General features: G+C 30.6%; 1 pseudogene. It reads right to left on the minus strand.

Annotated features, from left to right (window positions below):
* A pseudogene (locus SCA31_RS22700) lies at positions 1-353 on the minus strand (prolyl oligopeptidase); the annotation flags it as partial.

Consider the following 353-nt stretch of genomic DNA (forward strand, 5'->3'; position numbering starts at 1 on the left):
GTTTGTGTGTTTTTATAAAAATTCGGAGATTTCGGATCATTGACAGGAAAGTATGTATAGAAGAATCGTGAATTATCGCCAAACCATTTTATTCCTCCTATATTCGCGGGCGATGTATTGGTAATAATTTCAGGATAAATATATTTACTTTTTACATCTAGTATAATAACCTCAGCTAATTCTTTTCCTTTTTCAGCCATGGCAATTGCTACTTTGTCACCTATTAAACTAGGGCTAATATAATTAATTACAAATTGCTGGTTTATATCTGAATTTTTAAATTTAGAAGGATCATAAAGCAATTGCTCTTCTCCTAAAAATCCTTCCCGATAATAAAGCTTACTTACTTTTTC

It is taken from the genome of Chryseobacterium sp. SIMBA_028, assembly GCF_046535285.1.
Classification (GTDB): domain Bacteria; phylum Bacteroidota; class Bacteroidia; order Flavobacteriales; family Weeksellaceae; genus Chryseobacterium.